This window comes from Streptomyces sp. NPDC003032 (assembly GCF_053591415.1).
On record NZ_JBSFTT010000002.1, the window covers coordinates 246,443 to 261,447 of the forward strand.

At 71.0% G+C, this 15,005-nt stretch carries 13 protein-coding genes; 2 read left to right on the forward strand and 11 right to left on the reverse strand.

The genetic code is table 11. The features are described 5' to 3' along the window. Positions 1-51: 51 nt before the first annotated feature. The 11 genes from ACWDZ7_RS03650 to ACWDZ7_RS03700 form a co-directional block, all read right to left on the reverse strand. Entirely contained in the window at positions 52-1,182 is a 1,131-nt protein-coding gene (locus ACWDZ7_RS03650; RefSeq protein WP_451794497.1) for a polyprenyl synthetase family protein, read from the reverse strand. Next, entirely contained in the window at positions 1,179-2,588 is a 1,410-nt protein-coding gene (gene hpnE, locus ACWDZ7_RS03655) for a hydroxysqualene dehydroxylase HpnE (protein WP_451794764.1), read from the reverse strand. Before hpnE ends, ACWDZ7_RS03650 begins: the two co-directional genes overlap by 4 nt. Before the next feature lie 124 nt (positions 2,589-2,712). Next, positions 2,713-3,663, reverse strand: coding sequence for a presqualene diphosphate synthase HpnD (gene hpnD / locus ACWDZ7_RS03660; RefSeq protein WP_451794499.1), 951 nt, complete (start codon positions 3,661-3,663; stop codon positions 2,713-2,715). After that, positions 3,660-4,559 (reverse strand): squalene synthase HpnC, encoded by a 900-nt coding sequence (hpnC, locus tag ACWDZ7_RS03665; protein ID WP_451794501.1) that lies wholly within the window; start codon positions 4,557-4,559, stop codon positions 3,660-3,662. The genes hpnD and hpnC overlap by 4 nt, the downstream gene beginning before the upstream one ends. A gap of 346 nt (positions 4,560-4,905) precedes the next feature. Next, positions 4,906-5,703: an ABC transporter ATP-binding protein gene (locus ACWDZ7_RS03670; RefSeq protein WP_451518241.1), complete on the reverse strand. Its 798-nt coding sequence runs from the start codon at positions 5,701-5,703 to the stop codon at positions 4,906-4,908. Next, positions 5,696-6,634: an ABC transporter permease gene (locus ACWDZ7_RS03675; RefSeq protein ID WP_451794503.1), complete on the reverse strand. Its 939-nt coding sequence runs from the start codon at positions 6,632-6,634 to the stop codon at positions 5,696-5,698. The genes ACWDZ7_RS03670 and ACWDZ7_RS03675 overlap by 8 nt, the downstream gene beginning before the upstream one ends. A 95-nt stretch (positions 6,635-6,729) precedes the next feature. Beyond that, positions 6,730-7,602 carry a glycosyltransferase family 2 protein gene (locus ACWDZ7_RS03680; protein ID WP_451794766.1) on the reverse strand — a complete coding sequence of 291 codons (873 nt, stop codon included), beginning with the start codon at positions 7,600-7,602 and terminating at the stop codon, positions 6,730-6,732. Positions 7,603-7,628: 26 nt separating this feature from the next. Continuing rightward, entirely contained in the window at positions 7,629-8,408 is a 780-nt protein-coding gene (locus tag ACWDZ7_RS03685) for a CDP-alcohol phosphatidyltransferase family protein (protein ID WP_451794505.1), read from the reverse strand. Beyond that, a complete protein-coding gene (locus ACWDZ7_RS03690) occupies positions 8,386-9,450 on the reverse strand; it encodes an iron-containing alcohol dehydrogenase family protein (protein ID WP_451794507.1) in 1,065 nt (354 codons plus the stop codon). Before ACWDZ7_RS03690 ends, ACWDZ7_RS03685 begins: the two co-directional genes overlap by 23 nt. Next, the gene (locus tag ACWDZ7_RS03695) at positions 9,438-10,175 is read right to left on the reverse strand and encodes a phosphocholine cytidylyltransferase family protein (RefSeq protein WP_451794509.1); all 738 of its coding nucleotides are present in this window, start codon (positions 10,173-10,175) and stop codon (positions 9,438-9,440) included. The genes ACWDZ7_RS03690 and ACWDZ7_RS03695 overlap by 13 nt, the downstream gene beginning before the upstream one ends. After that, positions 10,172-11,989, reverse strand: coding sequence for a DUF5941 domain-containing protein (locus tag ACWDZ7_RS03700; RefSeq protein ID WP_451794768.1), 1,818 nt, complete (start codon positions 11,987-11,989; stop codon positions 10,172-10,174). The genes ACWDZ7_RS03695 and ACWDZ7_RS03700 overlap by 4 nt, the downstream gene beginning before the upstream one ends. A 464-nt stretch (positions 11,990-12,453) precedes the next feature. On the opposite strand from ACWDZ7_RS03700, the gene ACWDZ7_RS03705 reads away from it, so the two are divergent. Further along, a complete protein-coding gene (locus tag ACWDZ7_RS03705) occupies positions 12,454-13,392 on the forward strand; it encodes a cation diffusion facilitator family transporter (protein ID WP_451794511.1) in 939 nt (312 codons plus the stop codon). Between the two features lie 212 nt (positions 13,393-13,604). Beyond that, positions 13,605-14,861 (forward strand): GNAT family N-acetyltransferase, encoded by a 1,257-nt coding sequence (locus ACWDZ7_RS03710; RefSeq protein ID WP_451794513.1) that lies wholly within the window; start codon positions 13,605-13,607, stop codon positions 14,859-14,861. The last annotated feature ends 144 nt before the right edge of the window (positions 14,862-15,005 follow it).

Genomic DNA, 15,005 nt, shown 5'->3' on the forward strand with positions numbered 1-15,005 from the left:
GGTGGTCCGGGGGTCACTCCCCGCAGGGCCCGCGTATCCGGGCGGTAGTGATCATCTCTTCCGTACGACGACGAAGTCGGCGAGCGCGACGAGCTGCGCCCGCACCCGGTCCGGCATCCGGACGGTGTCCAGCGCCTCGATGGCGATGGTGTGCTGGCGCCGCGCCTCCTCGGCGGTCCACGCGCGCCCGCCGGCCTCTTCGATCAGGGCGGCGCGCGCGGCGAACTCCTCCTCGGAGAAGCTGTCGAAGTCGCTGCTCTTGGCGTCGGCGGCGAGCAGGTCGCCGAGGCGCTCGGAGGCGGGCCCGCCCGCGGCGAGCGCGGCGACGACCGGCAGGGACTTCTTGCGCTGACGCAGATCGCTCCACGTCTGCTTTCCGGTGGCCTCCGGGTCGCCCCAGATGCCGAGCAGGTCGTCCACGGCCTGGAAGGCGAGGCCGAGGTGGTAGCCGTACTTCTCCAGGATGTCGGCGGTGCGGTCGTCGGCGCCGCCGAGAACGGCGCCGATGGAGACGGCGCAGGCCAGCAGGGCGCCGGTCTTGTTGCCCTCCATCTCCAGGCACTCCTCGACGGTGACCCGCTCGCGGTGCTCGTAGGCGATGTCCTGCGCCTGGCCGTCGATCAGCGCGCGCGTGGCGGTGGTGAGGCGGCGCGTGGCGCGGCCCGCCTCGACGGTGCCGATCTCCAGGAGGATCTCGTTGGCGAGCGCGAAGAGGGCGTCGCCGACGAGGATGGCCTGCGCGGGGCCGTGGACCTTCCACACGGTGTCGCGGTGGCGGCGCTGCTCGTCGCCGTCCATCAGGTCGTCGTGGAGGAGCGAGAAGTTGTGCACGAGCTCGACGGCGACCGCTCCGGGGACGCCGACCTCGGGGGCCGCGCCCGCGGCCTCGGCGGAGAGCAGGGCGAGCGCGGGACGCACGGCCTTGCCGCCGTCGCCGTCGGACGGGTTGCCCGCGGCGTCGATCCACCCGAAGTGGTAGGCGGCGACGGTGTCCATGGGCGGCGCGAGGCGGTCCACGGCGGCCCGCAGCACCGGGGTGGCCAGCGTCCTTCCGCGCTCGAGCAGTGAGGTCACGTCCACCGTGTCGGCAGCCGTTTCGGCCGAGGGCACAGTCGGCACAGTTTCTCCTCTTGTTCCGGTGCTGGTTCCCTGGGGAGCTGACCCCAGGTGGTCGAGCTTCACGCCACCGCCTCCTCGTACGAGAAGAGGTGATCACGGGGGCGGTCGAGTGCGGAGAGGGCGGCGTTCGCCGCGCTGATGCCGCTGCGCACGGCGCTCTCCATGGTCGCGGGCCAGCCGGTGGCGGTCCACGCGCCGGCGAGATAGAGGCCGCGGGCCTTGGTGCGGGCGCCGGGCCTGAGCCTGCCGACGCCGGGGGTGGGGGCGAAGGTCGCCGTGCGCTCGCGGGTGACGAAGAAGTCGCGTACCTCGGCGCCGTGCGCGGCGGGCAGCAGCCGCTCCAGCTCGGGCAGATAGCGCTCGCGCAGCGCGGCGACGGGCGCGTCGATCTCGTCCTGCGCGGCGGACTGCGAGAGCGCGAGGTACTGCCCCTCCGTGAGGCCGGACGCCTCGGTCCGGTCGAAGACCCACTGGACGGGCGTGCCGAGGGCGGCGAAGAACGGCCGCTTCAGCACCTTCCTGTCGTACACGACGTGGACGTTGAGGATCGGCGCGTTGTCGATGTCGAGGAGCCGGTCGGGCCGCTCCAGCGCGCCGTCCGGGAGCAGGTCGTGCGCCTCGTGCTGCGGTACGGCGAGCACCACGGTGTCGGCCTCGATGGCCTCGCCGGGAACCTCCACGCGCCAACCGCCGTTGTCCGTACGGGAGATGGAGGTGACGCGTGCTCTCAGTTCGGTACGGACGCCCGCGGAGTCGAGCGCCTTGCGGGCCAGCTTGTCGTGCAGATCACCGAGGGGCACCCGGGACCAGCCGATGTCGGCGGCGCCCGGGTCGGAGAGCAGCCCGGTCTTGAACACCATCGCGGCGAGCCCGAGCGAGGCGTCGCCCGCGACGGCGTTGAGCGTGGCGACGCCCACGAGGTCCCACAGGGCCTCGATGGCGCGGGCCGACTGGCCGTGCTTGGCCAGCCAGCTGCCGAAGTCCTGGCCGTCGAGCACGGGATCGGTCGGGTCGAGCCCCTTGAGGGCGAGCGCCGCGCGCCCCACGTTGGCGCGCTCGGCGAGCGACAGATGCGGGTACGTGGCGAGGCTCGCCGCCAGATGCAGCGGCACGGGCAGCGCGGTGCGCCGCAGCCGTCCGAGCCGGTGGTGGTCGGCGTCGAGCACGGGCACGTCGAGACGTTCCTGCAGGGGTGCGAGGTGCGCTCCCTCGACGCGGTCGAGGAACCACCGGTAGGCGGTGCAGCAGCGCAGATAGACATGCTGGCCGTTGTCGACGGTCAGCTCGCCGCGCCGGAAGGAGAACGCCAGCCCGCCGAGGCGCGGGCGGCCTTCGAGCAGCGTCACGCGCAGGCCCGCGTCGGCCAGCGAGAGCGCGGCGGTGATGCCGGCGAGTCCGCCGCCGATCACCACGGCGGCCGCCCCACCAGGGCGGCCTTCGGCGTCCGCGGTCAGCCCTTCGGGCCGCACGTCGTGACTGTTCACGCACCCTCCTTTTCGGCCGTCGCAGTCTGGGACGCGACCATGGAGCGGAGGGTTGCCCGCCGCTTGGTGGGGGCCGCCCCAGCTGTCCCGGAGCCACCGCGGATGCGCTTCACGCGCGCCTCCTGACGGTCTGCCGTGACACGTTCCGCGCGTCGAGGCCGGACAGTCCGCGCACGGCGACATACGCCTTCTCGTGGCCCGGCAGCGAGACACGGCCGCGCAGGACGGCCTCCGGCTCCCGCTCGATGCGGTCGAGGAGGCGGCGGTAGATGCCCGCCATGGCGGCGACACAGGCGCCGCTGCGGCGGTCGAGCATGGGCAGCAGGCGGTAGCCCTCGGCGAACAGGGCGCGGGCGCGGCGCACCTCGAAGTGGACGAGGCCCGCGAAGTCGGATCCGGCGGGCGGCTCGGAGCCCGAGAACCCGGCGGAGCAGCCGAATTTGGCGAGGTCCTCGGCGGGCAGATAGGTCCGCCCTCCCATCGCGTCCTCGCGAACGTCCCGGAGAATGTTGGTGAGTTGGAGCGCGAGGCCGAGCGTGTCGGCATACTCAGGCGCGCGCTCGGCATGGAGCGCCCCCCGTTCCGTACCGAACACGCCCAGGGAGAGCCGTCCGATCGCCCCGGCGACACAGCGGCAGTAGGCAGCCAGGTCCTCCCAGGTCTCGTACGTCTCACCGCGTACGTCCATCAGGACGCCGTCGATGAGTTCGTCGAGGCCGCCCATCGGGATGGGGAAGTGCGCCGCGGCGTGCGCGAGGGCGACGGCCACCGGGTCGGTGTCGTCCTCCTCCACCGCGCCCTCGCGGATCCGGGCGAGGAGCAGCCGGGTGTCGTCGAGCCGCTCCGCCTTGACATCGGGGGCGAGCGCGCCGTCACCGATGTCGTCCACGCGCCGCGAGAGGGCGTAGAGCGCGGACATGGCGCGCCGCTTGGGCGCCGGCAGCAGCCTGATGCCGTAGGCGAAGTTCCGTGCCTGCTGCCCGGTGACGGTCTCGCAGTAGCTGTACGCGGCGAGCACCGGCGCGGACACATACGGATCTGACTCCACGGTCCGGCTCACCCCTCTCCTCGCAGAACCGCCCCCGCCTCGCGCAGCAGGCGGGGCTTGGTGGGCTTGGGTGGACCGGGAAGTACGTCGTATCCGGCGGCGACGATCGCCTGGACCGCCGCCTTCCCCCCGGCCACGAAGCCCGCCAGCAGCAGCTTCAGCCTGCCGTGGACGCTACCCACCAAGGGGGTGCCTTCATTCAGGAGGCCGCGGGCGCGTTCCGCCTCGTATGCGACCAGTGCGCGCACCGATGCGCCTGCTGTGGGTGCGGCGAGGTCGGCCTCGCTGACGTGGAAGCGCAACATGTCCTCGATGGGCAGGTAGATGCGGTCGCGCCGCAGGTCCTCGGCGACGTCCTGGATGTGCTCGACGATCTGCAGGCCGGTGCAGACGGCGTCCGACAGGCGCAGGCGTTCGGGTGTCGCGGTGCCGGTGATGGCAAGGACGAGGCGGCCGATGGGGTTGGCCGAGAGCGCGCAGTACGCCACGAGGTCGTCGTACGTCTCATAACGCGAGACGTGCTGATCCTGGCGGTTGGCCGCGATCAGGCCGAGGAAGGGGTCGACCGTCACGGCCCCGCGCTCGGCCGCCGGCCGCAGCGCCCGCACCAGCGGATGCCCGGGGCCGCCGCCGTCGAAGAGCGTGCCGAGGTCGGCCTCGACGGCGTCGAGCAGCCGCAGCGGGTCAGCGCCGTGCGCCGGGTCCACGCCGAGGTAGCGGGCGTGCCCGGCCTCGGGTACGAGGTCGCTGTCGCCGATGTCGTCGATGAGCCGGACGACGCCGTAGACGGCCATGAGGTCCTCGCGCCAGGCCTTGGGCAGGAAGAAAGGGGCCACGGGGAAGTTCTCCGCCGCGGCCTTGTCGAGGACGGCGGATGCATCGCGGAGCTGGAGATCGTCCGTAGCCATTGCCGTCACATCTCCCGTTCTACACTGCCGACCCAATACATCCTATTTCGGACACGCCGCCCGGCCCTCCCCGAGGCGGCCCGTGCCCCGGCCGGGACGCCGCGCGATATCGCCCCACTTGCCGCGAATCAGCACCGGTACAGCTTACGTTGTACAACCCATCCCGCATCGTCGGGGTGTTCGGCACATCACAACAACACACCGATTGGCGTCAACCTTCCCTGTACACGGGTGAGTTGAGAGACGGGTGGGGCGGGACGGGTCCGGGGACGCGGCAGGGCCCCGCCGGGATGATCCCTGCGGGGCCCTGCCGCCGAACGAGTGCGTCCGCGATGGCGCGATCGGGCTACTTGCCCGTGAACTTCTCGTACTCCTTGATGACCTCGTCGGTCGGCCCGTCCATGCGCAGCTCGCCGCGCTCCAGCCAGAGCACGCGGTCGCAGGTGTCGCGGATGGACTTGTTGTTGTGGCTGACCAGGAAGACCGTGCCGGCCTCCTTGCGGAGCTCACGGATACGGGCCTCGGAGCGCTTCTGGAACTTGCGGTCGCCGGTGGCCAGGGCCTCGTCGATCATCAAAACGTCGTGGTCCTTGGCGGCCGCGATGGAGAACCGCAGGCGGGCCGCCATGCCGGAGGAGTAGGTCCGCATCGGCAGGGTGATGAAGTCGCCCTTCTCATTGATGCCGGAGAAGTCGACGATCTCCTCGTAGCGCTCCTTGATCTGCTCGCGTGACATGCCCATCGCGAGCCCGCCGAGGATGACGTTGCGCTCGCCCGTCAGATCGTTCATCAGGGCCGCGTTGACGCCGAGCAGCGAGGGCTGGCCGTCGGTGTAGACCTTGCCCTGCTCGGCCGGGAGCAGGCCCGCGATGGCGCGGAGCAGGGTGGACTTGCCCGAGCCGTTCGAGCCGATCAGGCCGATGGCCTCGCCTCGGTAGGCGGTGAAGCTGACGCCGCGCACGGCGTGCACCTTGCGTACTCCGCGCTCCTCGCCGCCGCGCCTGAGGATGCGGCTCAGCGCGGAGGTGGCGCTGCCCTTGCCCGTCTTCGCGCCGTTCACGCGGTAGACGATGTGCAGCTCGTCGGCGATGACGGTCGGGATGTGGCCCTTGCCGATATTCTGGTCGATCTTGTCGTCAGCCACGGCCGTACCGCTCCTCAGCCTTCCAGAAATACACGAAGCCGCCGACGGCGAGCAGGACGGCCCAGCCGCCCGCGACCGCCCACACGTGCGGCGGCAGGTTCTTGCTGCCGTAGCCGTCGATGAGCGCGAAACGCATCAGGTCCATATAGATGGCGGCCGGGTTCCACTGCAGGATGTCCGCGATCCAGGCGGGCTTGTCCCTGAGCATGACGGGGATGGAGAACATCACGCCGGACGCGTACATCCACGTACGCATCACGAACGGCATCAGCTGCGCGAGGTCGGGGGTCTTGCTGCCCAGCCTTGCCATGATCATGGCGAGACCGGTGTTGAAGAGGAACTGCAGGACCAGGACCGGGACGATCAGCAGCCACGACAGCTTGGGGTAGCTGCCGAAGCCGATCATGATGACGAAGAGCACGATCATCGAGAACAGCAGCTGCTGGAGCTGCTGGAGCGAGAACGAGATCGGCAGCGAGGCGCGCGGGAAGTGCAGCGCGCGCACCAGACCGAGGTTGCCCGCGATCGCCCGGACGCCCGCCATCACCGAGCTCTGCGTAAAGGTGAAGACGAAGACACCGGTGACCAGGAACGGGACGTAGACCTCGCGGGGCATGCCCCGGTCGGCCCCCAGGATCAGACCGAAGATCAAGAAGTAGACGAGCGCGTTCAGGAGCGGCGTCGCCACCTGCCACAGCTGGCCGAGCTTGGCCTGGCTGTACTGGGCGGTGAGCTTGGCCTGGGAGAAGGCGAGGATGAAGTGGCGCCGTCCCCAGAGCTGGCGGACGTACTCGAAAAGTCCGGGCCGTGCGCCGCTGACGGTCAGACCGTACTTGGCGGCGAGATCGGCCCGGGAGAGCCCGTCATCGGGCGGCGGTGTCGACGGGGATGCTGTCACCGCGACTCCGCCGTCATGCGTTGTCTCACTCACGAGTGGAAACTTTCGTCTTCAGATGCGCAGCCGGTCGGGCGTAGGCGTGGGCCAGGGACCGGGGTATGGCCCAGATGCTCTCAGACCCGAGCTTGTCAGATGACAGGAGGTCGGCCCAGTCGCGTCAGCCGCCACACCGTACGCCACTTCATGGGCTTGCGCGGCCCGCAGGGCGTGGTCCAGCCCTCCTTGAAGCCGCCGAACCAGGCCTTCAGAGCCGGGCCCGAGGGGCGCCGGGCGAGGGTGAGGAGCATCCAGACGCCGAGGTAGACCGGGACGAGCGGCGCGGGGAGGTTGCGGCGGGCCAGCCAGACGCGGTTGCGGGCCACCATGCGGTGGTAGACCGCGTGCCGGGAGGGGGCGGTCGTCGGGTGCAGGAGCACCATGTCGGACCGGTAGTCGATCATCCAGCCCGCGTCGAGCGCGCGCCAGGCGAGGTCCGTCTCCTCATGGGCGTAGAAGAACTCGCCGGGAAGCGGGCCCGCCTCTTCGATGACCTTCGTACGGACGGCGTTGGCGCCGCCGAGGAACGTCGTCACGCGCGAGGAGCGCATCGGGTCGGAGGCCCGCAGGCGCGGCACGTGGCGACGCTGGGTCTCCCCCGTGTCCGGGTCCGCGATGCGGAAGCTGATGATGCCGAGCTCCGGGTCGGCGGCGAAGGCCTCACGGCAGAGCCGCGCCGTGTCCGTGTGGGCCAGCAGGCCGTCGTCGTCCAGGAAGAGCAGGATGTCGACGTCGGTGCCGCCGGGGCCGAAGGCCTCGATGCCGACGTTGCGGCCGCCGGGGATGCCGAGGTTCTCGGGCAGTTCGACGGTGCGTACGCCTTCGGGGACCTCGGGCACGGGGGCGCCGTTGCCGACCACGACCACCTCGACCGGGTCGCCGTCCTGCTTGGCGACCGAGTCGAGGAGGGCGCGCAGTTCCTGCGGCCGGTTGCCCATCGTGATGATGACGGCGCCGACCTTCAGCTTCTCTGCCGGAGTGCTCGGGCTGTTCACTTCAGCCTGCTCGATACGAGGATGGACACGAGGTGGAGCAGGGTCTGGAGCATCGCGATGCCCGCGAGGACCGCGACGCCGACGCGCGAGAAGAACAGGTCGCCCCGGGCCTGGTCCACGATCGCGAGGACCAGGATCAGCAAGGACGCCTCGACGCCGAGGATCAACCGGTGGAACTTCAGCGCGGCGGCGGCCCTGCGGGCCAGCGCCATCCCGGAGGAGCGCGGCTCGGACGCCGCTTCCTTGACCGGTTCCTTGCCCGTCTGGTGGCGGGCGACGCCGACGAGGTCGGTCTCGGCCTTGATCAGGATCGCGCCGAGGGCGGCCAGCGTGCCCAGGAAGGCCCACAGCCAGTCGACGCGCCCCGAGCCCCAGAGGTCGGCGGCGCGCAGACCGAAGCCGACCAGGACCGCGGCGTCGCACAGGTAGGCGGCGACCCGGTCCAGGTAGACACCGGCCATCGAGTACTGCTTCTTCCAGCGGGCGATCTCGCCGTCGACGCAGTCGAGCAGCAGGTAGAGCTGGACCGCGACCACGCCGAGCACGGCGCCCGTGATCCCCGGCACCAGCAGGGCCGGGGCGGCGAGGGCGCCGGCGACGGTCATCACGTAGGTCAGCTGGTTGGGCGTGACCCGCGTGTTCACCAGGTGCCGGTCGATGCGCAGGGAGACCTCACGCATGTAGAGCCGGCCGGCCCAGTGTTCGCCGCTGCGCCGGTCCTTCACCCCCGGGGGGTGAACAACCGGGCGGAGCTCAGCTACCGATGGCTTTTGCATAGTCGGCGTATGCGTCCCTGATCTGGTCGTTGGACAGGTCGAGGTGTTCGAGGATCGTGTAGCGGCCGGGGCGGGTCTGCGGAGCGAACTCCACGACCTTCACGAACTCCTCCACGGTGAAGCCGATCTCCTCCGGCAGCACGGGCAGGCCGTGGCGGCGCAGCACCGTGGCCATGTACGCCGACTCCTCGCGGGCACCGCGCAGGTGCATCGCGAAGGCCGCGCCGAGTCCGCACTGCTCGCCGTGGCTCGCGGCGCGCTTGGGGTAGAGGAGGTCGAAGGCGTGGTTGATCTCGTGGCAGGCGCCGGACGCCGGGCGGGAGTCGCCCGACACGGACATCGCGATACCGGTGAGGACCAGACCCTCGGCCAGGACCTGGAGGAAGGCGTCGTCGCCGACGCCGCCGGGGTGGCGGAGCACGGCCTCGCCGGCCTGGCGCGCCATGGCGGCCGCGAGGCCGTCGATGTCCTCACCGCGCTCGCGGGCGGCGAGCTCCCAGTCCCGGATCGCCGAGATGTTGGAGAGGGCGTCGCCGATGCCGGAGCGGACGAAACGGACAGGTGCCTCACGGATCACATCGAGGTCGATGACGACCGCGATGGGGTTGGGCACGCCGTACGAGCCGCGGCCCGCGTCGTTGTCGAGCGTCGCGACGGGCGAGCAGAGGCCGTCGTGCGACAGGTTCGTCGCGACGGCGACCAGCGGCAGGCCGACGCGCGCCGCGGCGAACTTGGCGCAGTCGATGATCTTGCCGCCGCCGAGGCCGACGACCGCGTCGTAGCGGCCCTTCTTCATGGCGTCGGCGAGCTTGATGGCGTCATCGAGGGTGCCGCCGCCCACCTCGAACCACTCGGCGCCGGGCAGCGACGGCATGAGGCGGTCCCGCAGGACCGCACCGGAGCCACCGCTGATGGCGATGGCGAGCTTGCCGGTCGACGAGCAGATCCGCTGGTCGGCGAGGACACCGGCCAGGTCGTTGAGCGCCCCCGGCCGGATGTCGACGACGACCGGCGAGGGGATGAGCCTCGTCAGTACTGGCACGCGATCTCCCGGCCCTTGGCGAGGTCGTCGTGGTTGTCGATCTCGACCCACGTGACGTCGCCGATCGGGGCCACGTCCACCTGGAAGCCGCGGTTGACGAGCTCCTGGTAGCCGTCCTCGTAGTAGAGGTCGGGGTCGCGCTCGAAGGTGGTCTTCAGGGCGTCGGCCAGCTCGTCGGCGGCGGAGCCCTCGATGAGGGTGACGCCGATGTACTCGCCGGTGGCCTCGGAGGGGTCCATCAGCTTGGTGATCCGCTGAACGCCCTTCTCGCCGTCGACGATGACCTTCATCTCCTCGTCGGCGAGCTGCTTCACCGTGTCGAGGGCGAGGATGATCTTCTTGCCGTCGCCACGGACGGCGAGCAGCGTCTTCTCGACGGAGACCGGGTGCACCGTGTCGCCGTTGGCGAGGATCACGTCGTGCTTGATCGCGTCACGGCCGCACCACAGGGAGTAGGCGTTGTTCCACTCCTCCGCCTTGTCGTTGTCGATCAGCGTCAGCTTGAGGCCGTACTTCGCCTCCAGGGCCGCCTTGCGCTCGTAGACGGCCTCCTTCTTGTAGCCGACGATGATCGCGACCTCGGTCAGACCGATCTCGGCGAAGTTGCCGAGCGTCAGGTCGAGGATGGTCGTGTCGCCGTCGACGGGCACCAGGGCCTTGGGCAGGGTGTCCGTGTAAGGGCGAAGACGCCGTCCGGCGCCGGCCGCCAGCACGAGGCCGATCATGCGGGTTCTCCTTCATCGTGTACGGCGGGTGCGCCCTTTTTCTCGGCGGCGACCCAGAAGCGGATGCTCTCGACGAGCACCACGAGTGCCACGGCCACGGCGAGTGCCGTGAGCGCGACGGTGAAATCTGTGGCTGGCAGCAGGGCTGCGGCCAGTGCGACCAGGAGGGTCCTGCCCTCTTGGCCGCCGATCGCGCGCACCAGCCAGGACGGCGGCGCGCCGGTGCCGCCCTTGATGCGGTACACCGTGTCGTAGTGATGGTAGGCGACCGCGGCCACCAGCCCGAAAGCCGCCGGAAGCGCCCCGTTCACATCGGCTTTGGCCGCCAGGACCAGGACCGTGCCGTACTCGGCGGCGCGGAAGAACGGCGGGACCAGCCAGTCGAGGGGGGCCTTGAGGGGCATGACCAGGGCGAGGCCCGACAGGGCGATGTACAGCGCGGCGGCGGCCACGACCACAGGGCTGCCGTAGGGGTTGCTCAGCGCCGTGCCGACGAGCGCGGCGGCGCCGGCGAAGGCGAGCACGGGGGCGGCGCGCAGCCAGGCCCCCGGCTTGAGCGCGGTGAAGGCCGAGGCCAGCGGGCCGTTGTCGGCGAGGTCCGCCAGGGCTCCGGCGGCACGGTCGGTGCGGGTGGCCTTGCGGGTCAGCGAGCGCAGGACACGGCCCGCGGTGGTGTAGCAGGCGGCGAGCGCGCAGCCGATGAGCAGCACGACGAGGGTGACGCGCGGGGTGGTGACCGCGGTGAGCACGGCGATCATGGCCCAGCGCTCGCCGATGGGCAGCACGATCATGCGGCGTACCCAGACCGTCCAGCCGACGCTGTCGAGCTTGTCGGAGAGGGCCGCGGTGGGGCTGGTGTTGGCCGTGGCGTCGTGGTTCGCCTCGTTGAAGGAGAAGTCCACGACGTGCCGGCAGGTCTGGAGGACCATCGCGCCGAGCGCCAGCGCCCATACGTCGTCGCCGCCGCGGGCCGCGCCGAGTGCGAGACCCGCGTAGTAGGCGTACTCCTTGGCGCGGTCGAACGTCGCGTCCAGCCAGGCGCCGAGCGTCGAGTACCGCAGGGAGTAGCGGGCGAGCTGCCCGTCCGTGCAGTCCAGGACGAAGGAGAAGATCAGCAGCAGACCCGCCGCGACGAAGCCGCCGCGGGTGCCGGTGGCCGCGCAGCCCGCCGCGATCAGGGCGGTGAGCAGGGAGGCGGTGGTGACCTGGTTCGGGGTCAGGCCCCGGCGGGCGCACCAGCGGGCGATGTAGCGGGAGTACGGGGAGACGCAGTACGTCGTGAAGAAGCCGTCCCGCGACTTGACCGCGGTGCGCAGGCGTACGGCCTCGTCGTCGACGGCGGCGACGGCCTGCCGCGCTTCGTTGCGCGTCTGGGGGTCGGTGGGGACGGTGGCGACGAGGGTGCCCAGCTCGGGGCGGTGCACGTCCGTGGTCCCGGACTCCGTGGCGTCGGCCTCCATGGCCGCGGCGATGGAGTCCGGGAGCGCGGCGGGGGCCGGTGCGCCGCCGGTGGTCGCGGCGCCGGTCCGCAGCGCGCGCGTCAGGGCCTTGCGGGCCTCCGGCTTGGCGGTGACGGCGCCGGGCACCGCCGAGACGGCGAAGCGGGGGTCGGTGAGGCCCAGGCGCAGCGCGTGGACGTGGCCGACGAAGCGCGCGTCGACGACGGCGACCCGCTGGTCGCCCGGTACGGCGGCGAGCAGCGTCTCGGCGTCCGCCGCGTCGGAGGCGACCCGCACGTCGAAGCCGAGGGACCGCAGATCGCCTTCGAGTGGCGACCCGGGGACCGGCTGACCGGTGAGGATGGCGGTCGACAGACGAACTCACTCCTTGATTCCCGGCGCGGCTCGCGCCGGGCACGTGCGTAAGAGGGGGCGCCCCTGGCCATGGCGGCCGGGCGGCACGTCGGCAGAGGCTATCGGATGATGAGAAGCGGGCGTTCACCACCCGTTCACGCCCCGATAGAGCCTGTGTCATACACCCCGGCCGGGGTGTATGACACAGGCTCTCAGGGCGGCCTGCGAGGGCCTCGGCCTTCGCGATCATCATGGTGGATGGAAGGCCGCCCCTCCAAACCGCGCCCGCGGGTGATCGTCGCGGGGCCCTGACCTGCGCCCCTTGACCCACCTCTCCCCTTGACGGCAATCGTTGCCATTTTCGCAGGTCAGGGAGATGACAACGGTGTTCAGTGCCGCGTTGCCAGATACCCCCCACCCGTAGTTCACTGTGGTCGCGCGACCACCGAACAGCAGACCGATGACCGACACGGGAGGCGGGCTCCATGGGGGCTGGGCACGATCATGGACACACGCACGGGGCACCGGCCACGGGGACGGCGGCCAACGCCTACAAGGGACGGCTCCGCATAGCGCTCGCCATCACGATCACGGTGATGTTCGCCCAGATCGTGGGCGGCGTCATGGCGGATTCGCTCGCGCTCATCGCGGACGCGACGCACATGGCGACGGACGCGCTGGGGCTCGGCATGGCCCTGCTCGCCATCCACTTCGCGAACAGACCGCCCACCGAGAGCCGCACCTTCGGTTACGCCCGCGCCGAGATACTCGCCGCGCTCGCCAACTGTCTGCTGCTGCTCGGTGTGGGCGGCTATGTGCTGTACGAGGCGGTCGAGCGGTTCATCACACCCGCCGAGACACAGGGCGGTCTCGCCGTCTTCTTCGGCGCCTTCGGCCTGGTCGCGAACATGGTCTCGCTGTCGCTGCTGATGCGCGGCCAGAAGGACAGCCTCAATGTGCGCGGCGCGTTTCTGGAGGTCGTGGCGGACACGCTCGGCTCCGTCACGGTCATCGTCTCGGCGACCGTGATCATGCTCACCGGCTGGCAGGCGGCGGACCCGATCGCCTCGCTCGTCATCGGCGTCATGATCGTCCCTCGTACGGTCAAGCTCCTGAAGGAGACCCTGAACGTCCTGCTGGAGTCGGCGCCCAAGGGCGTCGACATGGCGGAGGTGCGGGCCCACATACTCGGCCTGCCGGGCGTCGAGGAGGTCCATGACCTGCACGCCTGGACGATCACCTCGGGCATGCCCGTGCTCTCGGCGCACGTGGTCGTCAGCTCCGACGCCCTCGACTCGATCGGCCACGAGAAGATGCTGCACGAGCTCCAGGGCTGCCTGGGCGACCACTTCGACGTGGAGCACTGCACGTTCCAGCTGGAACCGAGCGGCCACGCGGAGCACGAGGCGAAGCTGTGTCACTGACAGTGCTGGATCACTGACAGTGCTGGATCACTGACAGTGCTGGATCACTGACAGTGCTACATTGGCCCGAGTTCTTGAGTTCCGTAGGAGGTGGGTTGATGACTGTCGCGGCCGACGCTGCTCTGCGCGGCGACACGTGCGTCCCCACTTCCCGGGCTCGCGCCTGACGTTTCTCGTACGTCCGCGGGCCCCTCACTCAAGGGTTTCCCACGTTGACCGACAACTCTTCCGTCACCGACGCCTTCTTCGCCCTGCACCACGGCCTTCCGCGGCAGGGTCCGGGCTCCGACGACACCACCCGCCGGCTGCTCTCCCTCGCGGGCGCGCTGCCCGAGCGGCCGCGCGTGCTCGACCTGGGCTGCGGGCCCGGCCGGGCCGCGCTCCTGCTCGCCGCCGAGGCCGGCGCCGAGGTGGCCGCCGTCGATCTGCACGAGCCGTTCCTGGACGAGCTGCGCGCTTCCGCGAAGGAGCGCGGGCTCACCGGATCGATCACCACAGTCAAGGCCGACATGGCCGAACTCCCCTACCCGGACGGTTCGTTCGACCTCGTCTGGGCCGAGAGTTCGGCCTACAGCATCGGCTTCGACACCGCCCTGCGCGCCTGGCGCCGGCTGCTCGCACCCGGCGGGGCGCTCGTCGTCACCGAGTGCGAGTGGACGACCGCCGAGCCGTCCACCGCGGCGCGCGCCTTCTGGGAGCAGCACTACTCGCTGCGTACGAGCGAGGAGAACGCGCGGGCCGCCACCGGCGCCGGCTACTCCGTGCTGGGCGTGCACCCGCAGCCCGAGTCCGACTGGGACGAGTACTACGGGCCGCTGGCCGCGCGCACGGACGCGGCGGACCCGGGCTCGCCCGGGATGGCCGAGGCGCTCGCCGCCACCCGCGCGGAGCTGGCGATGCGACGCGAGCACGGGGCGGAGTTCGGTTACACGGGCTACGTCCTGCGGCCCGCGGAGTCCTGGCCGACGCGGCCGGAGAGCGCCGTGGACATCGCCGCCGTGCACGCCGTGCACGCCGCCGCCTTCGAGACCGGGGCGGAGGCCGATCTGGTCGAGGCCCTGCGCGCGGACCCGGAGGCCTGGCTTCCCGGTCTGTCGTACGTCGCCGAGGCGCCGGACGGCTCGGTCGCGGCGCACGCGCTGATCACCCGCTGCCGGGTGGACGGGGCGCCCGCGCTGGCTCTCGCGCCCGTCGCCGTGCTGCCGCGCCACCAGCGGACGGGGGCCGGTTCGGCCGTCGTCCGCGCGGTGCTCGACGCGGCACGCGCGCGTGGGGAGCGGCTCGTCCTCGTGCTCGGGCATCCGGCGTACTACCCGAGGTTCGGTTTCCGGCCCGCTTCCGGATACGGGATCCGGCCAGGGTTCGACGTTCCGGACGAGGCCATGATGGCGCTGGTCCTGAACGAGCCGGACGATTCCGCGCCGCTGCCGCAGGGCACGATCAAGTATCCGGCCGCTTTCGGGGTCTGAGGCCCTCCGGACGCTTTCGTCGATGGCGTCCTTCGCGTGTCCCGGCGTGCCTTCCACGCGCCGGGACATGCGGGTCCCGGAGTGCCTGGAGTGTCCGGAACGTACGGCAGACTTGAGGCTCGAAGACCGAAGCGAAGGATGGGT